At 62.4% G+C, this 22,747-nt stretch carries 12 protein-coding genes and 3 tRNA genes; 11 read left to right on the top strand and 4 right to left on the bottom strand.

The genetic code is table 11. The features are described 5' to 3' along the window. The first annotated feature begins 12 nt into the window (after nucleotides 1-12). A complete protein-coding gene (gene rplA, locus NBH12_RS00700; protein WP_003829786.1) occupies nucleotides 13-705 on the top strand; it encodes a 50S ribosomal protein L1 in 693 nt (230 codons plus the stop codon). Between the two features lie 273 nt (nucleotides 706-978). Here the strand turns inward: rplA and NBH12_RS00695 are convergent, their stop codons facing one another. After that, complete coding sequence (locus NBH12_RS00695; RefSeq protein ID WP_025300058.1) at nucleotides 979-1,836, bottom strand: helix-turn-helix domain-containing protein; 858 nt, start codon at nucleotides 1,834-1,836, stop codon at nucleotides 979-981. 78 nt (nucleotides 1,837-1,914) lie between these two features. Beyond that, nucleotides 1,915-4,020 carry a DUF6020 family protein gene (locus NBH12_RS00690; RefSeq protein ID WP_250819053.1) on the bottom strand — a complete coding sequence of 702 codons (2,106 nt, stop codon included), beginning with the start codon at nucleotides 4,018-4,020 and terminating at the stop codon, nucleotides 1,915-1,917. 243 nt (nucleotides 4,021-4,263) lie between these two features. On the opposite strand from NBH12_RS00690, the gene NBH12_RS00685 reads away from it, so the two are divergent. Further along, on the top strand, nucleotides 4,264-5,151 hold the full coding sequence (locus NBH12_RS00685) for a biotin--[acetyl-CoA-carboxylase] ligase (protein WP_025263278.1): 888 nt from the start codon (nucleotides 4,264-4,266) through the stop codon (nucleotides 5,149-5,151). A 1-nt stretch (nucleotide 5,152) separates the two neighbouring features. Here the strand turns inward: NBH12_RS00685 and NBH12_RS00680 are convergent, their stop codons facing one another. Further along, on the bottom strand, nucleotides 5,153-5,752 hold the full coding sequence (locus tag NBH12_RS00680; RefSeq protein ID WP_003829790.1) for a biotin transporter BioY: 600 nt from the start codon (nucleotides 5,750-5,752) through the stop codon (nucleotides 5,153-5,155). 511 nt (nucleotides 5,753-6,263) lie between these two features. Here NBH12_RS00680 and NBH12_RS00675 point away from each other — a divergent pair. From NBH12_RS00675 to NBH12_RS00665, 3 genes are read left to right on the top strand one after another with little or no spacing between them, the layout of a single operon-like run. Further along, nucleotides 6,264-8,132, top strand: coding sequence for an ATP-binding protein (locus NBH12_RS00675; protein ID WP_250819052.1), 1,869 nt, complete (start codon nucleotides 6,264-6,266; stop codon nucleotides 8,130-8,132). Beyond that, nucleotides 8,125-9,747, top strand: coding sequence for an acyl-CoA carboxylase subunit beta (locus tag NBH12_RS00670; protein WP_016462630.1), 1,623 nt, complete (start codon nucleotides 8,125-8,127; stop codon nucleotides 9,745-9,747). The genes NBH12_RS00675 and NBH12_RS00670 overlap by 8 nt, the downstream gene beginning before the upstream one ends. A 39-nt stretch (nucleotides 9,748-9,786) precedes the next feature. Further along, nucleotides 9,787-19,269, top strand: a complete 9,483-nt coding sequence (locus tag NBH12_RS00665; protein ID WP_250819051.1) for a type I polyketide synthase — start codon at nucleotides 9,787-9,789, stop codon at nucleotides 19,267-19,269. Nucleotides 19,270-20,083: 814 nt separating this feature from the next. On the opposite strand, the gene NBH12_RS00660 is transcribed toward NBH12_RS00665, so the two are convergent. Beyond that, nucleotides 20,084-20,515, bottom strand: a complete 432-nt coding sequence (locus tag NBH12_RS00660; protein ID WP_014484312.1) for an NADPH-dependent FMN reductase — start codon at nucleotides 20,513-20,515, stop codon at nucleotides 20,084-20,086. A gap of 87 nt (nucleotides 20,516-20,602) precedes the next feature. Between NBH12_RS00660 and NBH12_RS00655 the strand changes: the two genes are divergently transcribed. The 6 genes from NBH12_RS00655 (at nucleotide 20,603) to NBH12_RS00630 (ending at nucleotide 22,299) form a co-directional block, all read left to right on the top strand. Further along, complete coding sequence (locus NBH12_RS00655) at nucleotides 20,603-20,827, top strand: hypothetical protein (RefSeq protein WP_014484311.1); 225 nt, start codon at nucleotides 20,603-20,605, stop codon at nucleotides 20,825-20,827. A gap of 100 nt (nucleotides 20,828-20,927) precedes the next feature. Then, nucleotides 20,928-21,000: transfer RNA gene (locus tag NBH12_RS00650), tRNA-Gly, on the top strand. A 46-nt stretch (nucleotides 21,001-21,046) separates the two neighbouring features. Continuing rightward, a tRNA-Val gene (locus NBH12_RS00645) sits at nucleotides 21,047-21,118 on the top strand. A gap of 48 nt (nucleotides 21,119-21,166) precedes the next feature. Then, nucleotides 21,167-21,239, top strand: a tRNA-Val gene (locus NBH12_RS00640). A 284-nt stretch (nucleotides 21,240-21,523) separates the two neighbouring features. Further along, nucleotides 21,524-22,156: an alpha/beta fold hydrolase gene (locus NBH12_RS00635; RefSeq protein ID WP_014484310.1), complete on the top strand. Its 633-nt coding sequence runs from the start codon at nucleotides 21,524-21,526 to the stop codon at nucleotides 22,154-22,156. Further along, nucleotides 22,135-22,299: a hypothetical protein gene (locus NBH12_RS00630; protein ID WP_003829801.1), complete on the top strand. Its 165-nt coding sequence runs from the start codon at nucleotides 22,135-22,137 to the stop codon at nucleotides 22,297-22,299. The genes NBH12_RS00635 and NBH12_RS00630 overlap by 22 nt, the downstream gene beginning before the upstream one ends. Nucleotides 22,300-22,747: the final 448 nt, after the last annotated feature.

Genomic DNA, 22,747 nt, shown 5'->3' with positions numbered 1-22,747 from the left:
GGAGAAGGACAGATGGTAAAGCGTTCCAAGAAGTACCGCGAAGCCGCTGAGCGCGTCGATCGCAACAACCTCTACACCGCCAACGAGGCCATTGCTCTGCTCAAGAGCATGCCCTCCTACAACTTCGACCAGACCGTCGAGGCTGTGTTCCGTCTGAGCGTTGACCCGCGCAAGGCTGACCAGCTCGTGCGTGGTACCGTCAACCTGCCTCACGGCACTGGTAAGACCGCCAAGGTCCTCGTGTTCGCTCGTGGCCCGAAGGCCACCGAGGCCACCGAGGCCGGCGCCGACATCGTCGGTGATGATGACCTGATCGCCAAGGTTCAGGGCGGCTTCCTCGACTTCGATGCCGTGGTTGCCACTCCGGACATGATGGGCAAGGTCGGCCGTCTGGGTCGTGTGCTCGGTCCGCGTGGCCTGATGCCGAACCCCAAGACCGGCACTGTGACCATGGACGTCACCAAGGCTGTCAAGGACATCAAGGGCGGCAAGATCGAGTTCCGTGTCGACAAGAACGGCAACCTGAGCTTCCTCATCGGCAAGATGAGCTTCGACGAGTCCGCTCTGGACGAGAACTTCAAGGCCGTGGCCGACGAAGTCAAGCGTCTGAAGCCGTCCACCGTGAAGGGCCGTTACCTGACCAAGGCAACGATCACCTCCACGATGAACCCGGGCGTTCCGGTTGATCCGAACACCTTGGCCTGATCGGGCTTAGCTCCGAGTAGCTAATCAAGGCGGTTCCCACTGTGGTGGGAGCCGCCTTTTGCTATATGCAGGTTGGTTGTTGGGTTGGGTGATTTCACGCTGCATGTCGGCAACAGCCGGCTGGGGGCGGCTCAGTCCTACTGTACGAGACAACGCCCTGCAATAGCCGCAGTGGCCTTCGTCTGCCTTGTCTGATGAGGCCTGTCGCGTCATAGGCTGAATTGGTATGGGATACGATTCAGCGCATGCCAGCGGGGAACACGAAAAAACGATTTACTGCGCTGTGGCCATACGCCCTAGAGCGATGGCCGTAATAAGCACGTACGCCTCACGCGGGTCGGTGGCGTCCCAGCCGGTGGATTCCGCTGCACGCTTGAGACGGTACCGGATGGTGTTGGGGTGCACATTGAGTTCCTTGGCACAGGTCTCCAGTGATCCCCCGTATTTCAGGAACGTCGAGACGGTCAGCAATGTAGGGTCATCCGGTCCTGCAGCGGTTAGGCTACCGTACACCACACGGATCAGCTCGTCGCGAGCATCTTCGTCGCCAATCAGCGCGCGTTCTGGCAGCGCGTCATCGGTGCGCAGCGGGCGGGGGAGGGACTGCGCGGTGGCAGCCAAGGCCGGAGCGGCTCTCAGACAGTACAGCGTGGCCTGAACGGATCGCATGGCGCCTTCGGCGCCGGTACGTTGCGATCCCAAGGCGATAGGACGGTCGGCGTCGAAAGCCGGGGCGATGGTGTTACAGATGATTTCCGGTGTGGCCGCACCGACCGGACGAATCAGGGCCACAACAGCGGTACGGCCCGTACCATTGTCAGCGCCTGTGAGTCCGGTTATCGGACGTTCGGCAGTCAGACATGTTCCGCCAAAATCGGCCACGATCTTTTCAATGTCAACACGGCTGCGGGCGGCGGAGCGAGCGGGGTAGCCGGCAATGGCGTAGCAGGTAAAATCATGCTCGAAGCCAAGGATGGTGAAGAGCGAGGCCACGCGGTCGTCGGCCAGATGATTGAACAGGCACTCGAACAGCACAGTGCGTGCACGGTCGGTCGCAGAGATGCCGGAACGGTCTGTGAAATCAGACGAATTGGCGGCGTCGGCGGCAAGTAGTTCGAGAAAATCTGACATATATACCAGTCTAGCGTTGGCGGTACCGGCACTGGACAACGATTCTGCCGGCATCACATTGTCAATCGTTTTACGCAACTATTGCGGCAGGGTCATTGTCGTCGATGCTGAAGACTGTGCCTGCCGAGCAATCCGACGTTCGACCAAGGATTCACGCCAATAGGTGAGCACTACGAAACCGAACACGAACGCCACCGGAAGCATGTGCCGTTCAAAGTTGTTGGCCGGTGCGGTAATCATCACGCCCATAAGCAACAGTAGTGGAATATGGGTCATCAGTGTGAGCCAGCGGCGGCGAATCACTTCGGCGGCACCGATCAGCAGCGTCATCACCACATAGAAATTGCCGTGCGTAATCCAGCCGATCACCGGGATTTTGCCCCAGCTCCGGGTGAATCCAGTAATTTGCTCGCGCCAGTTGTGGTTGTAGCTCTTAATCCATGTGGAGTTCTTCTGCACGTAGTCGCTGGTCACGTAGTAGTCCATCGACACGTATGGCTGGTCGGTCACATTGAAGTAGCCGAAACACTTGGCCAGCAATGCATCCAGTGCGATAACCGGATTGTCCTTGACGATTTCGAACCATGCCTTATTGAAATTGGTCATGTCCTCGGGCGTCACCGTGCGCCACTTGTAGCTGACTTTCTTGGCTTGAATACCTGAGGATTTCACCGGGTCAGCATCTTGCTGGGAATAGGCGTCGGCCATTTGGTCCAGATTGAACACGTCAGAGAGATTCTTCTTGGCTTCCTCCGAGATGCCTTCTGGATTGCGGCTGGCCACACGGGCGATCATTTGCAACTGCACGCCGCGGCTTTCGATGGGGTCGCCGCCGATAATCGCCCCGGAGGAGATTGCAAGAGAGATGCCGCCATGAATCAGCATGGTGGGGATAAGCAGAGCCACGACGTAGGTTGTCCAACGACGGCGGTCGGCGATGAGCGCCAACACGATCTGTAGGGCGATGATGTACCAGGCGTACTTCGCGGAAATCAGCATCACTGCAGTGGAAAGAACGAACGCAACAAAACTATGACGTGGTAAGCGGATGGGTGCGGTAGCAGTCAGACCTTTGCGCTTTCCCGCGGGCTTCCATGTCTGGGTGAGCTCATACCAGATGCCGAACCACCAGACGAACGAGAAGGCGAACAGCGGCGATTTGGTGATGGAGATCGTGGCGAACACGGCCAGCGGGCAGCACAGGAAGAACACAAGAATCAGGAATCGGGCACGCCCCCCGGCAAGCTGGGGTGCGGAATCCTGTGCGATGCGCGCGCTGGTAGTCGAGGATACGCTGCCGGTGCTGGTGCTGGAGCCGTTCTTGTCCTTGGTTGACTGAGCCACGCCCATCCACGGTCGATTGAGGAATCGGTTGGCGGTTGCGGCGCAGCAGAATACGGCGAGCAGCATCTGTCCAGCGGCAAGCGCCACGATGCCTGCATCGTTCGAGCCGGTCAGATATCGCGAGAATGCGGCCACCGCACCGTAGAACACGGTGAGCACTACGTTATGCTGGTCGGTCAGATAAGTGGAGTCAGGCGGCCACATATAGTGCGCGGTGGGGTAGATGTCCATTGGCACGAAGGAGAAGAAGCCGATATACGGCTGTTGCAGGCCGGTCCATTGGTTCCAGGCCCAGCTGAATTCGCGGATTTGCGAGCGGATATCCGCGCCGAATGCGGCCAGCAGGGTGGTCGGCACCCACAGCCAACCGATAAAGAACACGAGTGCGAGCTTCCAGAACCGATTCGTGCCGCGGGTGATCCAACGGCCCAAGGTGGCGAAGCGGGACGCAGCGGTGGCGTGACGCTTGGAGACATTGGAGTCGGCGACGACGGACTGGGACTGCGATGGTTCGAGAGCCTGATTGCTGTGCTGCTGCCCGGCCCGGCTGAGTCTCCCGCTGATCGCCCGTGGCAGCACGCGCTGTCCTGCCGCAAAGCGCACCATAATCACGATGAGCCCAAGGTAGATGGCAAACGACAGCACAAAGAATGCGGTATTGGTCCAATTCCAATTGGCGATGGTGCCGTTTTCAAAATCCCAGTACAACGGTCCCACCGCTGTGCATAGTGCCAGCCACAGGCAAGCCAGTACGGCCAGCATCCACCGTGCAGCAGCGCCCACACGGGCAAGGCGCGGGTGGGCTGCGGCAGCAGGCAGTGAAGAGGCTGGTGACGTCATGACAGTCTATGGTAGCCGCACAGGTCAACGGATGCAGATGTGTGATGGTCGCCGTCTCGCCGGTGGATTGCAGACGCAGGCAAGGCCGCTATGACTGCAATCGTATGCGGGCCATCTGCATGGTGTGACTTTGCTCACGTGTGAGCGTTCACACCGAGGTATTGGCCGAAAATGGGCGGTTTTGTGCGCTTTTTCGCGAGACATCGGGAATCTGGTCGCGCAAATCGGGGTAACGTAGTTCCCATGATGATTGCTTTGCAAGCTGCAACGCCGCAGCTACCGAGAACCAAAGCCGTTGCAGATCAAGTAGTCGCCGTGGGCGAGACTGATTCGACCAACGCGTTGGCTGCGCGCATGATAGGTGACGGGTCGTTGACGCTGCCTGAGCGCAAGGGCGGCACGCTTGCCGTCGGTGTAGTCGCCACCGATTGGCAGAGCGCCGGACGAGGGCGTAATGGTCATACCTGGATCAGTCAGCCTGGCCGTTGCTCAACGATGTCCTATGCCGTGCGCATTCCTCGCGCGATCGCCACCGACGAATCGGTGAACGGCTGGCTGCAGATGATTGCGGGCCTGGTCACGCTCGATGCGCTGAACGGCATGATTAAGGAATATGGCGCCGCTCCGAATAAGCAGGATTGTTTTTTGGAGCTCAAATGGCCAAACGACGTGTTCTGCCACGGGCTCAAGCTCGGCGGACTGCTCTCTGAACTGGTGTTGTTGCCGGACGGGGAAGCTGATGATGATGTTGTCGTCGTCTTCGGGGTCGGCCTGAATTTGGCGTTGGGCGCGAGCCGTTTGCCGACGCCGCAGTCGACTTCGCTGCAGCTGCACGTTTCGGGGTTGCCGTCGTTCAACGAGATGCGTGACGCGGTGGCCGAACGTGAGGTTGAGGGCTTCCGAGAGCGCTTGGCAGCGTTCATTGCGGATCCGCACGGGCAGGCCGAGGCATTGCGTGAAGAGATGAAGGCGGTATGTTGGGCGCGCGGCCGTCAGGTCGAGGCGCACTTCACCGATGGCACCACGCTGATTGGTGAGGCAATCGGGCTTAATGAAGATGCCTCATTGATCTTAAGAACAGAAGACGGCACGGACCATACGGTCCGCACCGCCGATGTAGGAGTGCTGTAGGTCAGCGACCGAGCTTGGACAGACCGGCTGCGGCCAAGGAGGCGACGACTGCCTTGATGGCGTCGCCGGCGACGAAGCCCATGGAAGCCAAGGCCACGGCGGCGATCGGTACGCCGGTCAGCGCGGACTGAATGACGAAGCCAAGGGCGTACACCACCACGACGCCGCCAACCAGAGCGGTCAGCAGGTAGCGGCCTGCGGTGAGAGCGGCGGCGGAAGCGGACGAGGTGTTGGCTTTACCGCGCAGCAGCGCGATAACAATCACGCCAGGCAGGAATCCGAAGAGGAAGCCGGCGCTCGGGCCGACCAGAGCCATGGTGGAAGCGCCGCCCGCGAACACCGGGAGACCGACTGCACCAGCTGCCAGGTAAGCGGCGACGGCGGAACCCGCCTGACGCCACGGCAGCATCAGACCAGCAAGCATCACCACGAAAGTCTGTAGGGTGATCGGTACCGGTGTGCCCGGAATCGGGATTGCGCCTGCGGCTGCGGACAGCCACATCAGTACGGCGAACAGCGCCGGCTTCCACGAAGCGGCGACGATGCGGCGGCCGAGTGATGCGGTGGCCGCAGTGGATGAGGTGGTGTGTGAAGTCTGCATGATGAATACCCCTATGTTGTGTGCTATCGCCGTTACTGGCAGGCGGTATGCGATGGAGTGGGAGTGCCGTGGCCTTATGTGGCCTTGATGCGCATTAGCCGTCCATATTGCGGACGGCTTGGCATGCGTACCATCGACTGCGGAACGAGGCGGTTGATGCCTGAATCGAGTGCCGATCCATTGGCTGTATCCGCCTGTACGTTGAGCCTTCCCCCGAACTTACGGTTGCCATCGTAGGAGTGTTCGGTTTCGTGCGATTTCGTGATAACCCACAAATTTTCCGATTCTGGTTTGTTGTAAGTTGACGAATACATGAATGGCGTCAACTTCCGGCGTGCTTGGTCAATAGCGCCAAAAACCCTGATGTTCCAAGTCTTAAGGGGTGCGTGGGCATGCGGTTACGCTCCCGGAACTTACGCACTCGTTTGTTCATGGCCTACAAAAGCCGATGATATGTTTTGTGCGAACTCAGCTTGTCCCATACCTCATATCAAGGGCACAATTTGACGTTATGGCTCATACTGTCAAAAAACTGCTGATTGCGAACCGAGGCGAGATTGCGCTTCGCGTAGTGCGTACGGCCAAGGAGATGGGTATCTCCACCGTGGCTGTCTACTCCGAACAGGATCGCAACAGCCGCTATGTGGACATGGCCGACGAAGCATACCTGCTTTCCGGCGACACCTACAAGGACACCTACCTCAACGAGGATCTGCTGATCGACATCCTGTACAAAACCGGTGCGGACGCCGTGCACCCCGGCTATGGATTCCTGTCTGAAGTGCCGAGCTTTGCGCAAAAGGTCGAGGATGCCGGTGCCATTTGGGTGGGCCCGCACCACACCGCGCTCGTGGATCTCGGCGATAAGATCACCGCCCGCCGCGTGGCCCTGCGTGCCAAGGTACCGCCCGTGCCAGGTCTGTCCGAACCGGTGACCGATGTGCGTACCCTGCTCGACTTCGCACACACCCACGGCTACCCGATCATGATGAAGCGCACCGATGGCGGTGGCGGCCACGGCATCACCGTGGTGCATGACGACGAGGAACTGCGCCGCTTCTACATGAACCACGACGCGCTGCAAGGCGGCGATCTGAAGGAATACTTCATCGAGAAGTTCGTGGACAAGGCACGCCACGTCGAGACCCAGTCCGGACGCGACTCGCACGGCAACTTCACCGTGTACTCCACCCGTGACTGCTCGCTGCAGCGCCGCAACCAAAAGCTTGTGGAAGAAGCCCCCGCGCCTTTCCTGCCCGAGGAAATCGTCAGCACTTTGGAGGAGTACTCCCGCCGCCTGTTTACCACGGTCGGCTATGTGGGCTTGGGCACCTGCGAATTCATGGTGACCCCGAATGGCAAGGTGTATTTCCTGGAAGTCAACCCGCGTCTGCAGGTGGAACACACCGTGTCCGAAGAGGTCAGCGGCCTTGACCTGGTGCGCGAACAGCTCAACATTGCAGCGGGCGGTGAACTCACCCGTGCCCCTGAGCCGCGCGGCCACAGCTTCGAACTGCGTATCACCAGCGAAGACCCGGTCACCAACCTGACCCCTGGTTCCGGCACCCTCGAGAAGATTCAGTGGCCGGCCGGACCCGGTGTGCGCATCGACACCGGTGTGGAGCAGGGTGACACCATCTCCCCGAAGTTCGACTCGATGATGGGCAAGGTCATCGTCACCGCCCAGAACCGCCTTGACGCCGTGGCCCGTGTGCGCCGTGTGCTGGACGAGCTGGTGATCGAAGGTGTGCCCACGCCGATTCCGCTGTTCAAGGAGATCTTCCGCAACGACGACTTCACCGCCGAGAACGGTCACCCGTTCTCCGTGTCCACCAAGTGGCTGGAACGCACGTACCTGAACCGCACACCGGCTTCCGCCAGCTCGGGTCAGCCGGCATCGCTGGCTGGTGCCGCAGCTCCTGCCGCGTCCGACAAGTCCACGTCCGAAACCTTTGTCATCGAGATGAACAACCGCCGCGTCAAGCTCACCGTGCCGCTCGACATCGTGGAGAACATCACCGGATCGGCCCGCGCCCGCGGTGCCAAGCGACCCACTCAGCCGTTGCGCGGCGCAGGCCTGCACAATGTGGCCTCCGGCGCCGCCAAGGCGAACGATGGCGCCAAATCCGGCGTCATCGCGTCCCCGATGCAGGCCGTGGTCACGCGCATCAACGTGTCCGAAGGTCAGCAGGTGGCCAAGGGCGACTTGCTGGTGGTGCTCGAATCCATGAAGATGGAGAACTACGTGTACGCGCCGGCCGCAGGCGAAGTGAAGAAGATCTTCGTCGGTCCAGCCGATGGTGTGGAAGCCGGCGACACGTTGGTCACTCTGGATGTGGCCAAGGCCGAGGACTCCAAGAAGGAGGGCGGCAATGACTGACATTATGGATTCGCCGGCCGTCAATGCCGTGACTGCTACCTCGGCGACCAACGCCTCCCAGCCTCCGGCTCACCAGCCGCTGCGCACCGCCGTGGTCAAGGCCGCCGAACTGGCTCGCGCCGCCGAAGAGCGCGCCCGCGACAAACAGCACGCCAAAGGCAAGAAAACCGCGCGCGAACGCCTTGACCTGCTCTTCGACACTGGCACGTTTGAGGAGATCGGTCGCTTCCAGGGCGGCAACATCGCCGGCGGCAACGCCGGTGCGGCCGTCATCACCGGCTTCGGCCAGGTCTACGGCCGCAAAGCCGCCGTCTACGCCCAGGACTTCTCCGTCAAGGGCGGTACCCTCGGCACCGCCGAAGGCGAGAAGATCTGCCGACTGATGGACATGGCCATCGACCTCAAAGTGCCGATCGTAGCCATCGTGGACTCCGGTGGCGCCCGCATCCAGGAAGGTGTGGCCGCCCTGACCCAGTACGGCCGCATCTTCCGCAAGACCTGCGAGGCCAGCGGCTTCGTGCCCCAGCTGAGCCTGATCCTCGGCCCCTGCGCCGGTGGCGCCGTCTATTGCCCGGCACTGACGGACCTCATCATCATGACCCGCGAGAACTCGAACATGTTCGTCACCGGACCGGACGTGGTCAAGGCCTCGACCGGCGAGACCATCTCCATGGCCGACCTCGGCGGCGGCGAAGTGCATAACCGGGTGTCCGGCGTGGCCCACTACCTCGGCGAGGACGAATCGGATGCCATCGACTACGCGCGCACCGTGCTCGCCTACTTGCCGTCCAACAGCGAAAGCAAGCCGCCGGTCTACGCCTACGCCGCCACCCGCGCCGAACGCGAAACCGCCAAGCGACTCGCCACCATCGTGCCCGCCAACGAACGCCAGCCGTACGACATGCTCGAAGTGATCCGTTGCATCGTCGATTACGGCGAATTCGTGCAGGTGCAGGAACTGTTCGGCGCCTCCGCGCTCGTCGGCTTCGCCTGCATCGACGGCAAGCCGGTCGGCATCGTGGCGAACCAGCCGAACGTGCTCGCCGGCATCCTGGACGTCGACTCGTCCGAGAAGGTCGCCCGATTCGTGCGACTATGCGACGCGTTCAACCTGCCCGTGGTCACCCTCGTGGACGTGCCCGGCTACAAGCCCGGCTCCGACCAGGAGCACGCCGGCATCATCCGCCGCGGCGCCAAGGTGATCTACGCCTACGCCAACGCGCAAGTGCCGATGGTGACCGTGGTGCTGCGCAAGGCGTTCGGCGGCGCGTACATCGTGATGGGATCCAAAGCCATCGGCGCGGACCTGAACTTCGCGTGGCCCTCCTCCCAGATCGCGGTGCTCGGTGCGGCCGGCGCGGTGAACATCATCCACCGCCATGACCTGGCCAAGGCCAAAGCCTCCGGACAGGACGTCGATGCGCTGCGGGCCAAGTACATCAAGGAGTACGAGACCAGCACCGTCAACGCGAACCTCTCGCTGGAAATCGGGCAGATCGACGGCATGATCGACCCCGAACAAACCCGTGAAGTGATCGTCGAATCGCTGGCCACGCTTGCTACCAAGCGCCGCATCAAGCGCACCACCAAACACCATGGCAACCAGCCACTTTGATTTTTGAAGACGTCAACCAAAACACAAGTAAGGAAAGTAATGTCCACCTTCTTCCTCAACCGCCTGACCACCGAGCCTCATGCGCTCGCTTTCGCCGGCCAGTCCACCCCGTGGCCGGTCGCCTTGGCAGACCAGACCACCGATCCCAGTCTTGACGAGGCCCTGCGTGGCCACGTCGCCGCAGCCAACCGACTGCTCGCCCCGGCCGCCTCTGACCTGCTGGCCACCACCGGTCGTCCGGTCGACCTGTTCGGCTTCACCCCGAACCCGGCCCGCCTCAGCGCTGCAGCCGACGCCACCGCATCCGTGGAAGGCGTGGCCCTGACCCAGCTCGGCGCCCTGCTCGACTTGGAACACCTTGGCTACAGTGTGGCCGCCGCCAAGCCGGTTGCCGTGCTCGGCCACTCCCAGGGCGTGCTCGCCGTGCACATGACCCGTGCCATCGAGGCCGCCGGCTCCATCGAAGCCGCCGGCAAGACCCTCGACGAGATTCTGGCCGTCGCCGCCCTGATCGGTGCAGCCGGCACTCGCCGCGTGCGCGAACTGGGCCTGAACCCCAAGTACGGCGAGGCCAGCCCGATGCTCTCCGTCAAGGGCGCCACCCGCGAACAGGTTGAGGCTCTGGTCAAGCGCGTGAACAACGCCCGAGGCCCGATCTCCATCGCCGTCACCAACTCCGACAACCACCACGTGCTTTCCGGCCACCCGGAAGACCTGGCAGCACTCGCCCTCGAAACCGAGCGCGAGCACAAGCACCAGGCCAAGCTGCGTGAACAGAAGCTCCACGGCGGCACTGTGTTCAACCCCACTCTCGAATACCTCGAAGTCACCCTGCCCTTCCATTCTCCGCTCATGGCCGAAGCTGTTGAGCAGACCGTGTCTTGGGCTGGCGCCTGCGGCTTTGACCAGGATCGCACCCGCGCACTCGCTGAGGAAGTGCTGCTCAACCATGTGGACTGGAATGCCCGCGTCAAGGCGCTGTTCAACGCCGCCGACCCGGCCAAGCTGTGGATTGTGGACCTCGGCCCTGGCAACACGCTTGGCAAGCTGATCGGCAACGTGGTGCAGGGCACCGGCATCGGCGTGGTCGAAGCCACCACGCTGTCCGAACGCTCCGCTCTCTCCACCTTGGAAAGCGAGCCCGAGCGCACCCAGAACTGGAAGGCACTCGCGCCGCGCGTCATCGAGACCCCGGCCGGCGCCAAGCTGGTCACCAAGTTCTCCAAGCTCACCGGCAAGCCGCCGGTGCTGCTGCCCGGCATGACCCCCACCACCGTGGAGCCGGAAATCGTGGCCGCAGCCGCCAACGCCGGCTACTGGGCCGAGCTTGCCGGCGGCGGCCAGGTGACCGCCGAAGTGTTCGACCGCCACATCGCCGCCCTCGAAGACGAGCTTGAGGAAGGCCGCACGGTTGAATTCAACGCGATGTTCATGGACCGCTACCTGTGGAACCTGCAGTTCGGCTCCTCCCGCATCGTGCCCAAGAAGCGTGCTTCCGGCGCTCCGATTGACGGCGTGGTCGTTTCCGCCGGCATCCCCGAGCTGGACGAGGCTGTGGAACTCATCAAGAACCTGCAGGCCGATGGTCTGCCGTACGTGAGCTTTAAGCCCGGCACCGTCGACCAGATTCGTCAGGTCGTGCGCATCGCCAAGGCCGTGGCCCCCACCACCATCATGATTCAGGTCGAAGGCGGCGAGGCCGGCGGCCACCACAGCTGGGAAGCCCTGGATGACCTGCTCGCCGCCACCTACGCCGAAGTGCGCGCCTGCGACAACCTCGTGCTGGTCGCCGGCGGCGGCATCGGCACCCCCGAACGCGCGGCCGACTACATCTCCGGCCAGTGGGCCCACGCCTACGGTCTGCCGGACATGCCGGTCGACGGCGTGCTTATCGGCACCGCTGCGATGACCGCCAAGGAAGCCCACACCAGCCCCGAAGTCAAGCAGATGCTCGTCAAGACGCCCGGCATTCCGGCCGACGCCAAGTCCGATGATGTGTTCGCCCCGCAGGCCGCCCACTGGGTGCCGTCCGGCAAGTCGGTCGGTGGCATGTCCTCAGGCCTGAGCCACCTGCACGCTGACATCTATGAGCTCGAGAACGACTCCGCCGAATGCGGCCGCCTGCTTGTACGCGTCATGAAGCATCCTGAGGAGCTCGACTCCCGCCGTAAGGAAATCATCGAGGCCCTGAACAAGACCGCCAAGCCCTACTTCGGCGATCTGGCCTCCATGACCTACCTCGAGTGGGCACAGCGCTTCGCCGAACTCGCCTTCCCATGGGCCGACCCGACTTACGCCGACCGATTCCAGCACCTGCTGCAGCGCATCGAAGCCCGTGCGAACGACACCGACTCCGGCGAGTTCACCTCCAAGCTGTTCGCCGCCGACGGCGTTTCTGCCGATGAGGCCGCTGCCGCCGGCCTGCTGACCCGCGACGGCATTCTCGCCGATCCGGCCCCCGCGCTGGAAAAGCTCGCTCTGGCCTACCCGCAGACCGCCGAACTCAAGGTGGTCCCGGCCGACGTGGCCTGGTTCCCGGTGCTCGTGCGCGAATACCCCAAGCCCATGCCGTTCGTGCCGGTCATCGACAACGATCTGCTGCGTTGGTGGGGACAGGACCAGCTCTGGCAGTCCGAGGATCAGCGTTATTCCGCCGATTCCGTGCGCGCCATCCCCGGCCCGATTTCCGTGGCCGGCATCACCACCGTGGACGAGCCGATCGCCGATATCCTCGGCCATTTCGAGAACGCGGCCATCGAGCGCGTGAAGGCCGAGCAGAATGCCGCCGAAAACAACGACTTCGCCGCACTTGGCGAGGCTGTTTCTGCCGAGGACTTCATCCGCAAGTCCCCGAACATCTCCTGGGTCGGCCACATCACCGATAACCCCGCCTACGGCACCGCTCTGGGCGATCAGTACTATGAAATCCGCGCGTTCGACGCCGCGGCCGGCAAGTACGATCTGGATATCCACCTCGACACCTACTGGGACAACGACCCGGACGGCGGCACCTCCAAGCACGCCGTTCGTGACATCGTCATTCCGCTCATCGTGGAAGGAACCGAGCTTGGCCGAGTGCCGGTCGTGGATCGCGAGCGTCTGATTCCGGACGTGTACGCAATGCTCGCCGCCACCGCCGGCATTGGCAACACCGCCATCACCGGCGACAAGCTCACCGCGATGCCCACCCTGTCTGTTCCCTCTGACGAGGGAGCTGTCACGGCGAATGCCGTGACTGAGGGAGAGACCGCTCAGAACAGGCCGTTCGGTACCGCCACTGCCACCTACACCTTGTCCGCCAACCTCGGCTTTGACCATGAGGCGGCCACCGGTGCCGCTCTGCCCTCCACCCTGCAACCCAGCCGCATTGCCCCTGATGCGCTGGTCGGCCCGGCCTGGCCCGCGATCTACACGGCGCTCGGCTCCGTGTACGTCAAGGGCTACCCGGTTATCGAAGGCCTGCTCAACGCCGTCCACCTCGACCACCTCATCGAACTTGAGGTGAACGAGGAGGATCTGCTCAAGCACACTGGCGAAACCATCACGCTGAAGTCTTGGGCTGAGGACTACTTCGAGTCCGCCTCCGGCCGTGTGGTCACGATTCACGTGACTCATACCGCTGCCGACGGCACGCTGCTCGCCCGCGAAACCGAGCGTTTCGCCATTCGTGGCCGCGTCTACTCTGACGCTCTGCCGGCTGACGCTCCTGAATTCGGCGATGCCGAGCACGCGGAAGTCGCTCCGACGCCGCGCCGCTTGCTGCGCCGTGTGAAGGTCGTCGCTCCGCACGACATGACCGCCTTTGCCCGCACTTCCGGCGACTTCAACCCGATTCACACCTCCACGCGCGGCGCCCGCATCTCCGGTCTGGCCGCCCCGCTTGTGCACGGCATGTGGCTGTCCGCCACCGCCCAGCACGCCGTGCAGGCACTGGACGAGAAGGGCGCCCACTACGAGATTGCCGGCTGGACCTACAACATGTACGGCATGGTCCAGCTCGACGACACCGTCGAGATCTCCGTGGAGCGCGTCGGCAAGGTGCGCCACGGCGGCATGACCCTCGAAGTCACCTGCCGTATCGACGGCCAGCTAGTCTCCCGCGGTACCGCACTGGTCCGCGCGCCTCGCGCCGCCTTCGTCTACCCCGGCCAGGGCATTCAGAAGCAGGGCATGGTTCTGGACGAGCGCGCCAAGTCCGCCGCCGCCCGCGACGTGTGGGAGCGCGCCGACAAGCTCACCCGCGCCAAGCTCGGCTTCTCGATCCTGGGTCTTGTGCGCGATAACCCGAAGGAGCTCACCGCCAACGGCGTGACCTACCGTCACCCCGAAGGCCTGCTCAACCTGACGCAGTTCACGCAGGTGGCGCTCGCGACGGTTGCTTTTGCCCAGACCGCGCGCCTGCGCGAAGCCGGCGCCGACATCTGGCCCGCCTACTTCGCCGGCCACTCGCTCGGCGAGTACAACGCGCTGTCCGCATTCGCCGACGTGATTCCGCTGGAAACCGTACTGGAGCTCGTGTTCCACCGTGGTTCCACCATGCACCACCTCATCGAGCGTGACGCCCAGGGCCGCTCCAACTACCGCATGGGTGCCCTGCGCCCGAACCAGTTCGGTGTGGACGACGCTCACGTCAAGGAATACGTGGAATCCGTGGCCAAGGCCTCTGGCGAGTTCCTGGAGATCGTGAACTACAACCTCGCCGGCCAGCAGTACGCCATCGCTGGCACGATCGCCGGTCTCAAGGCGCTGAAGGCCGATTCCGCCCGTCGCGTGGCCGCATTCGGCGGCAAGCCCGCGTTCATGCTGGTGCCCGGCATTGATGTGCCGTTCCACTCCACCTTGCTGCGCAAGGGCGTGCCGGAATTCCGCGACAAGCTCGACGCGCTGTTGCCCGCTTACATCGACTACCGTGGCCGTCTGGTGGACCGCTACATTCCGAACCTCGTGGCTTCGCCGTTCGAGATGACCAAGGAATTCGCCGCCAAGATCCTCGAAGTCGTGCCTTCCGAGCGTATCAAGGCCGCACTGGATGACCCGGCCGTGTGGGATTCCTACGCCGCCGATGACCAGAAGCTCGGCCGACTGCTGCTCACTGAGTTGCTCTCCTGGCAATTCGCCTCCCCGGTGCGTTGGATCGAAACCCAGGCACTGCTGTTCGGCAAGCGTGAACAGGGCGGTCTCGGCGTCGAAGAGTACGTCGAAGTCGGCCTCGGCAACGCTCCGACGCTCGCCAACCTCGGTGCCAAGACCCTGCGTCTGCCCGAGTTCGCCGGCAACGACACGGTGGTCTACAACGTCGGCCGCGATGAGGGCCGCGTCTACATGACCGACACCGATTCGCTGGTTCCCGACGACGAGCCGGAAGAGACCGCGGCTCCGGTCGAAACCGCTCCCGCCGGCGGTTCCGCCGTCGCCAAGCTTGGCTCGAGCGCAGCCGCTGACGCAGCGCCGGCTGCTGCCGCTGCTCCCGCACCGGCCGCTCCGGTTTTTGCCGCTCCCGCCGGCACCCCGTCCGGTGCCGCCGTCGCAGACCTGCCCTTCAAAGCCTCCGATGGCATCGGCGTCCTCATGGCATACGCCGCCAAGGTTCGTCTTGACCAGATCGGCAGCAACGACACCACCGATACCTTGACCAACGGCGTTTCCTCTCGCCGTAACCAGCTGCTCATGGACATCAGCTCCGAGCTGGGCGTGGCCAGCGTGGACGGTGCCGCCGAGGCGACGCTCGACAAGCTCGCCCAAATCGTCAACAAGGCCGCCCCGAACTACAAGCCGTTCGGTGCCGTGCTCTCCGAGGCACTGCGCGATCGTCTGCGCTCGCTGTTCGGTGCCGCCGGCGTCAAGCAGCAGTACATCCGCGACCGTGTGGCCAACGTGTGGCAGCTCGGCGAAGGCTGGGTGGCCAGCGTGCTTGCCGCACTGCTGCTCGATACCCGCGAGGGCTCCAGCTCCCGTGGCGGTGACCTGGCCAAGCTGCCGACCGCTGCCGTGCAGAACAAGCCGGAAGCCGACAAGCTGATCGACGCCGCTGTTGAAGTGGTCGCCCAGCTTAAGGGCGTTGCCGTGGCTCTGCCGTCCGCCGGTGGTGCCGCTGGCGGTGCCGTGGTCGATTCCGCCGCACTCGACGCCTTCGCCGAGAAGGTCACCGGTTCCAACGGCGTGCTTGCCGCCACCGCCCGCTTCGTGCTGAACGAGCTCGGCGTGGCCGCTCCGGCTCCGGAGGAATCCGAGGACGAGAATGCCGCCGTGGTGGCCGAGGTCGAAGCCGAGCTCGGCTCCGACTGGCCCAAGCAGGTCGCTCCACGCTTTGATGCCAACAAGGCCATCCTCTTCGATGACCGTTGGGCCTCCGCCCGCGAAGACCTCGCCCGCGCCTACTACGACAACGACCCCGCCGCTCTGAACGGCAGCTTCATCGGCCTTGGCAAGACCATCGCCGCCGAAGCCCAGTGGTTCGCCGACAAGTCGAACAACGATGAGCTCAAGGCCGCCTTCCAGAAGGCCGCTTCCGAAGCCCTCGAATCCGTTACTTCCGACAAGAACGCCTCCCGCTACGCGAACGACATCGCCATTGTCACCGGTGTGAGCCCGAACTCCATCGCCGCTCAGGTGGTCGAAGGCCTGCTCGCAGGCGGCGCCACCGTGGTGGCCACCTCGCACAGCTTCAAGCCGTCCATCAAGGCTTGGGCGAAGCAGGCGTACCGCGAGCACGCCACCGGCAACGCCAAGCTGTGGCTGGTTCCGGCCAATCTCTCCAGCTATCGCGACGTTGACGCGCTGGTCGACTGGGTGGGCCACGAGCAGAAGAAGACCTCTGGTGCCACCACCACGATCTTGAAGCCCGCGTGGGAGCCGACCCTGTTCTTCCCGTTCGCCGCCCCGCCGGTTCACGGCACGCTTGCCGACTCCGGCGACCTGTTCGAGTCGCAGGCCCGACTGATGCTGTGGGGCGTGGAACGCGCCATCGCCGGCTTCAGCCACATCGGTGCCGACACCAACGTGCAGCACAAGCTGCATGTGGTGCTGCCCGGTTCCCCGAACCGCGGCGTGTTCGGCGGCGACGGTGCCTACGGCGAGGTCAAGAGCGCCTTCGACGCCATCGTCAATCGCGCCCGCGCCGAAAAGGTGTGGTCGAGCCGCGTCACCTTCGCTCACCCGAAGATTGGCTGGGTGCGTGGCACCGGCCTTATGGGCGGCAACGACCCGCTGGTCGCCGTCGTCGAGCGCCACGGCATTCACACCTACTCCACCGCGCAGATTGCGGCCAGACTGCTCGACCTGTGCACCGCAGAATCGCGCGAGCAGGCCCTCAAGGCTCCGCTCGACGTAGATCTGACCGGTGGCCTTGGCTCCGAGCCCATCGACATCAAGGCGTTGCGCGCGGAGGCCATGGCCGATGCGGAGAAGGAAGCTTCCTCTGAGAAGGCTGCGATTGAGGGAGAGAAGCCGGAGGGCGGCGCCGCAGGCTCCACTCTCAAGGCTCTGCCCACCCCAATTGTCACCAAGCAGGCCCCGGTCGACCTTGCCGATTGGCAGAACGTCACCGCCCGCCCGGAGGACGAAATCGTCATCGTCTCCGTCGGTGAGCTGGGCCCGTGGGGTTCCGGTCGTACGCGCACCCAGGCCGAACTCGGCATCCACCCGGACGGCACCGTTGATCTGTCTGCCGGCGCAGTGCTCGAACTTGCATGGAACATGGGCCTGCTGACTTGGGCCGACAGCCCGAAGCCCGGCTGGTACGACACCGACGGCAACCTGGTGCCCGAAGAGGACATCGCCGAGCGCTACCACGACGAGGTCGTGGCCCGCTCCGGCATCCGCCCGTTCGAGGAAGGCATGGGCGACGACTACAAGGACGGCGCCGATGAAGAAGAAGCCGAGGTCTTCCTCGACCACGACGTCACCTTCTCCGTGCCCACCCGCGAAGTCGCCGCCGAATACGTCAAGTTGGACGAGGCTCACACCACTATCGCCCCGGATGAGGAATCCGGCGAATGGAACGTGACCCGCCACGCCGGCTCGATGATCCGCGTGCCGCGCCGCGCCACCATGACCCGCACGGTCGGCGGCCAGTTCCCGAAGGGCTTCGACCCGACCCGATGGGGCATCCCCGCCTCGATGGTCGGCGACGTCGACAAGATCGCCCTGTGGAACATCGTCACCACCGTGGACGCCTACCTGGGCGCCGGCTTCACCCCGGCCGAAATCCTCGAGTCCATCCACCCCTCGCTGGTGGCTTCGACCCAGGGCACCGGCTTCGGCGGCATGATGTCGATGCGCAAGCTGTACCTCGACCGCTTCCTCAATCACGAGATTCCGACCGACATCCTGCAGGAGGCCCTGCCGAATGTGGTCGCGGCTCACGTGATGCAGTCCTACATCGGCGGTTACGGCAACATGATCCAGCCCGTCTCCGCCTGCGCCACCGCAGCCGTCTCCCTCGAGGAGGGCGTTGACAAGATCGCCCTCGGCAAGGCCGACTTCGTGGTCACCGGTGCAATCGACGACATCGGCGTGGAATCCGTGATCGGCTTCGGCAACATGAACGCCACTGCCAACTCGGAGGAAATGTACGGCAAGGGCATCGACGCGCGCTTCTTCAGCCGTGCGAACGACCGTCGCCGTGGCGGCTTCCTGGAATCCCAGGGTGGCGGCACGATCCTTGTGACCCGCGGTGACATCGCCGAGAAGCTCGGCCTGCCGGTCGCTGCCGTGGTCGGCTTCATCCACTCCTACGCGGATGGCGCCCACACCTCGATTCCGGCTCCGGGCCTCGGTGCCCTGGCTGCCGGCCTCGGTGGCAAGGACTCCAAGCTCGTGCACGACCTGGCCAAGCTCGGCGTCTCAGCCGACGACATCGCCGTGGTCTCCAAGCACGACACGTCCACCAATGCCAACGACCCGAACGAATCCGAGCTGCACAACACGCTGGCCCACGCCATCGGCCGCACCGACGGCAACCCGCTGTTCGTGATCTCGCAGAAGACGCTCACCGGCCACGCCAAGGGCGGTGCCTGCATCTTCCAAGTCAACGGTCTGACGCAGCTGTTCAAGTCCGGCGTGATTCCGGCGAACGCATCGCTCGACTGCGTGGATCCGAAACTCCAGCGCGACGACCATATGGTCTGGGTCAGGAAGCCCCTGCGCATCGGCGGCGGCGAGGACGAGTTCGGTCGTGAGACCGCTGGTCGCCCGGTCAAGGCCGGTCTGGCCACCTCGCTCGGCTTCGGACACGTCTCCGGCTTCGTGGCGCTGGTTCACCCCGGTGCCTTCGAGGCCGCCGTGGCCAAGGCCGATGGCGAGGCCGCGCTGGAAGCCTGGCGTGAGCGTGCCAACGCGCGCTTGGCTGCAGGCCAGCGTCACCTCGAGGAAGGCATGATGGGTCGCGCCGCGCTCTACGAGCCGATCGATAACCGTCGCTTCCACGAGGATCACCGCGGTTACGACCACCACGAGGTCGAAAAGGCCATGCTCCTCAACCCGGACGCCCGTCTCGGTGCCGACGGCTACTACGAGGCTTGATATCCCCTGGCTTCCCTCGGTTGAGGGGAGCTGCCTCGCATATTTTTCTCACTGACACAGCCTCAGTGAGATAAAAATTAACAAAGTGCGAGAAGCCCCTCCGTGAAGGAGGGGCTTCTCGCACTTCAAGGGGCAGATTTGACATTCGCCGGAAGTCTACTTCCGTTTCAAGGGGTTGTTGCCCAAGTAGACAAGACGCAAAAACGGCGGAATGGCGTTGACGTTATGCCATTGATACTCGTGGTGCATAGGATGATCAGCCCCTTGAAACGGAGATAGACCTTCGGAACGGTTCAAATCAGCCCCTCGAAATGGAATTAGACCTTCGGAACGGTTCGCATCCGCCTCTCGAAATGGAGATAGATATTTTCAGACCTCTAAATCAGCTTTCCAAAGAAGTTGCAGAATGTCATCTACTTTCAAAGGAGTACCTAGACTGCGAGACCGCGAGTATCTTCGTTGGAATATCAACGCTCATACTTGCGATATCAGAGTTTCAATACCCCTTTGAAGGCAGATAGCTTTCTGCAAAGTCTCAAATGTACCTCTTTGAACGAAGATGGGCATGTGTCCAGTCGCTTGATCAGGCTGAGATGCCTCTCGCTAAAGAAAAACTCGCAATTTCACGTCGTGATTGGGCGTCACTGTCTCGGAGGGTATTGATTATCGCATGAGCTAACCCTTGGCGGCGGTGACATTGCCGCCATTGAATCTATGCGTAATCGATGACGTATAAGAAATCCCCCCGGTCAGAGGAACCGGAGGGATTTTTACGTTCTGAAAGATTATTGGGCTCGGCTATTGCGAGTATGAACTACTCTGCAACGAGCGCGAGGAAGGCGTCAGCCTCGGCAGCCAGACGCGCCTCGTCTTCATCGGACAGGGTGAGCTTGCCGGTGCCCCAAGCCTCGGGAGCCAGAGCCACTCCGACCTGCTTGTCGGTGGGCAGCAGTTCGGTCTTGCCAAAGCCCAGCACCTCGTTGAGCTTGGCGAGCGTGCCGGCGCCGGCGGACTGACCGGCGGCAGCGGACAGGGCGACCTTCTTGCCGACCATCACGGAAGCGGACTCGGCCGGGAACGGCTCCAGCGGGCGGGACAGCCAGTCGAGCAGGTTCTTGAGCACGCCCGGGTAGCTGTAGTTGTATTCGGGGGAGAAGATCCACACGCCGTCGGCCTCAACCACGGCCTTGCGGGCGGCGGCTACGGCTGCCGGCGGGTTTGCATTGGTTGTTGGTAACGCTCTCATTGTGCAGTTGCCGCGCTGACAACCACTTCGCCTTAAGCGAAGAATCGGTGGCTGCGGGCGTGGAACACGCTCATTACTCAGTAAATCGTGGCCAACGTCGCATTTGGCCACTTGTTTGCGTGCAGCGGCATCGCCAACAGCACGTATTACGCCGGCATCGATTTGGGCATGTCATTGGGGCCGATTGTTGGCGGACTGTTGTACGGCAATGCGCCGATTCAATGGTTCTATCCGTTGTCCATGCTGGCCATGCCCGCCGCATGGCTGCTGTATGCGGCTACGGCGAACTACGTTCATGGGCGGACTCGGTGATTGGCCGCAAAGCCCGAAAACCCGCGGGACACGCAGGGCAGGTGCATTTCTCCAACGGAGCGCGTATCTTTAACATCTGTTGCCTGTGAGGGTGACGAATGCGGACATAGCTTAGTTGGTAAAGCGCAACCTTGCCAAGGTTGAGACCGCGGGTTCGAGTCCCGTTGTCCGCTCTCGAAAGGCCAATTAATCGCGATTGATTCGGCTGGAGAATGACCCGGGCGGTTGGCGCAGTGGTAGCGCACTTCCCTGACACGGAAGGGGTCACAAGTTCGAATCTTGTATCGCCCACTTGATGGATTGCCGGCAGGTGACTGCCGGTTTTTTCATCACTGCCTCGGGCGATTGGCGCAGCGGCTAGCGCACTTCGTTCACACCGAAGGGGTCGTAGGTTCGATTCCTACATCGCCCACCTGAGATTCGCGCTCGCTAGCTATATACTGCGAGCGTTTTTGCTTCCCCTTGGGCATTCGGTCCCTCAACGTACGATTTCCCGGACTATTTTCGGCGATGAAGAACGTACGCTGAGTTTTTTTGTTGTGCTCATTTGCCCATCTGGCCCATTTGCCGGACGCCTATGTCTGCATTAGTGGCGCTACCGGTGTTGCGCTCCCGCAATCGGAGTCATGTTGGCTCACGCAATTAGCGAGAGACGCGATTTTGTGTGAGGCCTCCCAATCGAAAGGGATATCGACAATGAGTAATCTTGCCTCGTTCTGCGCGCGATACTCGCAACAAACCATGCAATTGCCGGGCGGCGCGGAATTCTCATATCGGTACTATCGCAATCCCGTCGTCCGCGCTACGGTTGTGCTGTTGCCAGGCGGCATCGGGCTGCCCGACCTGTTCTATCTGCATTTCGAGCGATTCGCTGAGCATTATTCGGTCATTACGTTTGATTATCAGGAGCAGTTCACCACGAACGCCAAGCTTGCGCGGGCCGTCGCTAGCCTGCTGGACGGGTTGGATGAGCATGTGTGGCTGGTTGGGCAGTCGCTGGGTGGCGTGATCGCGCAAATCGTGGCGAAGTTCCATCCCGAACGCATCGAGGGACTGGTGCTGTCCAATACGTGTTCGCTGGCTCGGGATATGGGTCAAGAGGCTCGCGACGAATTGATGAGCATGGTTGAGAATCAACGCACGTGGAAGCGGCGGCTTCAGCTGATACCAATGCCAGTTTTTCGGCGGCTGATGGCGTGGGCTGTGATGCGTAAGACGCGGGACTTGTCTGCCGAAGAGCGGCGATTGATGCAGGGTCTGTGCGATGCTCTGCAGCAGTTGCTGAACAAGCAGTACCAGCGGCACATGTGGGACTGTTCGATAGCCTGAAAAATTCTGCCGCAGACAATCTAGGCAATGTGCTTGGCGGGGATTTCAATCTCGGTTCGATTGGTGATTTGCCGGCGGTAATCGGTGAGCATTTCAATGCCGATCAGTTGGGTGAAATCAACAGGTCGTTGGCGACCATTTGAACGCCGACTGACTTGACGAGCTGCAGGCGCTGGCGGAGGAAAACATCTCCGCCGACCAGATCAGTCAGGTCGCTGGCGCAATTCAGGAGCAGGGTGCCAATCTGGACCTCGGATCCATTGCCGAACAAGCAGGACTGCCCGCTGACATCATCAGCCAGATTTCCGGACTATTGGGCAAGTAGTCGCCTTAAGCTTTAACGCTGACGGTGTTGTCTCGGCTATTGCGTGTTTTGCGGTCGCTCAGCAAATCATATGGGTCGTAGGTAACCGATTGCGAGCGCTGCTGTACACAGATGTGTACGTGGGTCGAAGCGGATTCGTGGTGGCAGGTGAGACAAGCTGCCCTCGCATAGCTGGAAAAGCTTCGGTCTCGTGGAGTGCGATGTTAAAGCTGCTCAGGTCAACGGAATGGCGGAATTCCGCCGATGCAACTTGTGGTTGCGCTCGA

Source organism: Bifidobacterium sp. M3-N-101 (genome assembly GCF_023656805.1).
Lineage (GTDB): Bacteria > Actinomycetota > Actinomycetes > Actinomycetales > Bifidobacteriaceae > Bifidobacterium > Bifidobacterium breve.
Note: the sequence above shows the minus strand (reverse complement) of the source record. Positions and strands in the feature narration are given on the sequence as shown.

What these genes read in the sequence shown, in the direction of transcription:
- rplA (WP_003829786.1), top strand. Translation starts at nt 13, where the DNA reads ATGGTAAAGCGTTCCAAGAAGTACCGCGAAGCCGCTGAGCGCGTCGAT.
- NBH12_RS00695 (WP_025300058.1), bottom strand. Translation starts at nt 1,836, where the DNA reads ATGTCAGATTTTCTCGAACTACTTGCCGCCGACGCCGCCAATTCGTCT.
- NBH12_RS00690 (WP_250819053.1), bottom strand. Translation starts at nt 4,020, where the DNA reads ATGACGTCACCAGCCTCTTCACTGCCTGCTGCCGCAGCCCACCCGCGC.
- NBH12_RS00685 (WP_025263278.1), top strand. Translation starts at nt 4,264, where the DNA reads ATGATGATTGCTTTGCAAGCTGCAACGCCGCAGCTACCGAGAACCAAA.
- NBH12_RS00680 (WP_003829790.1), bottom strand. Translation starts at nt 5,752, where the DNA reads ATGCAGACTTCACACACCACCTCATCCACTGCGGCCACCGCATCACTC.
- NBH12_RS00675 (WP_250819052.1), top strand. Translation starts at nt 6,264, where the DNA reads ATGGCTCATACTGTCAAAAAACTGCTGATTGCGAACCGAGGCGAGATT.
- NBH12_RS00670 (WP_016462630.1), top strand. Translation starts at nt 8,125, where the DNA reads ATGACTGACATTATGGATTCGCCGGCCGTCAATGCCGTGACTGCTACC.
- NBH12_RS00665 (WP_250819051.1), top strand. Translation starts at nt 9,787, where the DNA reads ATGTCCACCTTCTTCCTCAACCGCCTGACCACCGAGCCTCATGCGCTC.
- NBH12_RS00660 (WP_014484312.1), bottom strand. Translation starts at nt 20,515, where the DNA reads ATGAGAGCGTTACCAACAACCAATGCAAACCCGCCGGCAGCCGTAGCC.
- NBH12_RS00635 (WP_014484310.1), top strand. Translation starts at nt 21,524, where the DNA reads ATGAGTAATCTTGCCTCGTTCTGCGCGCGATACTCGCAACAAACCATG.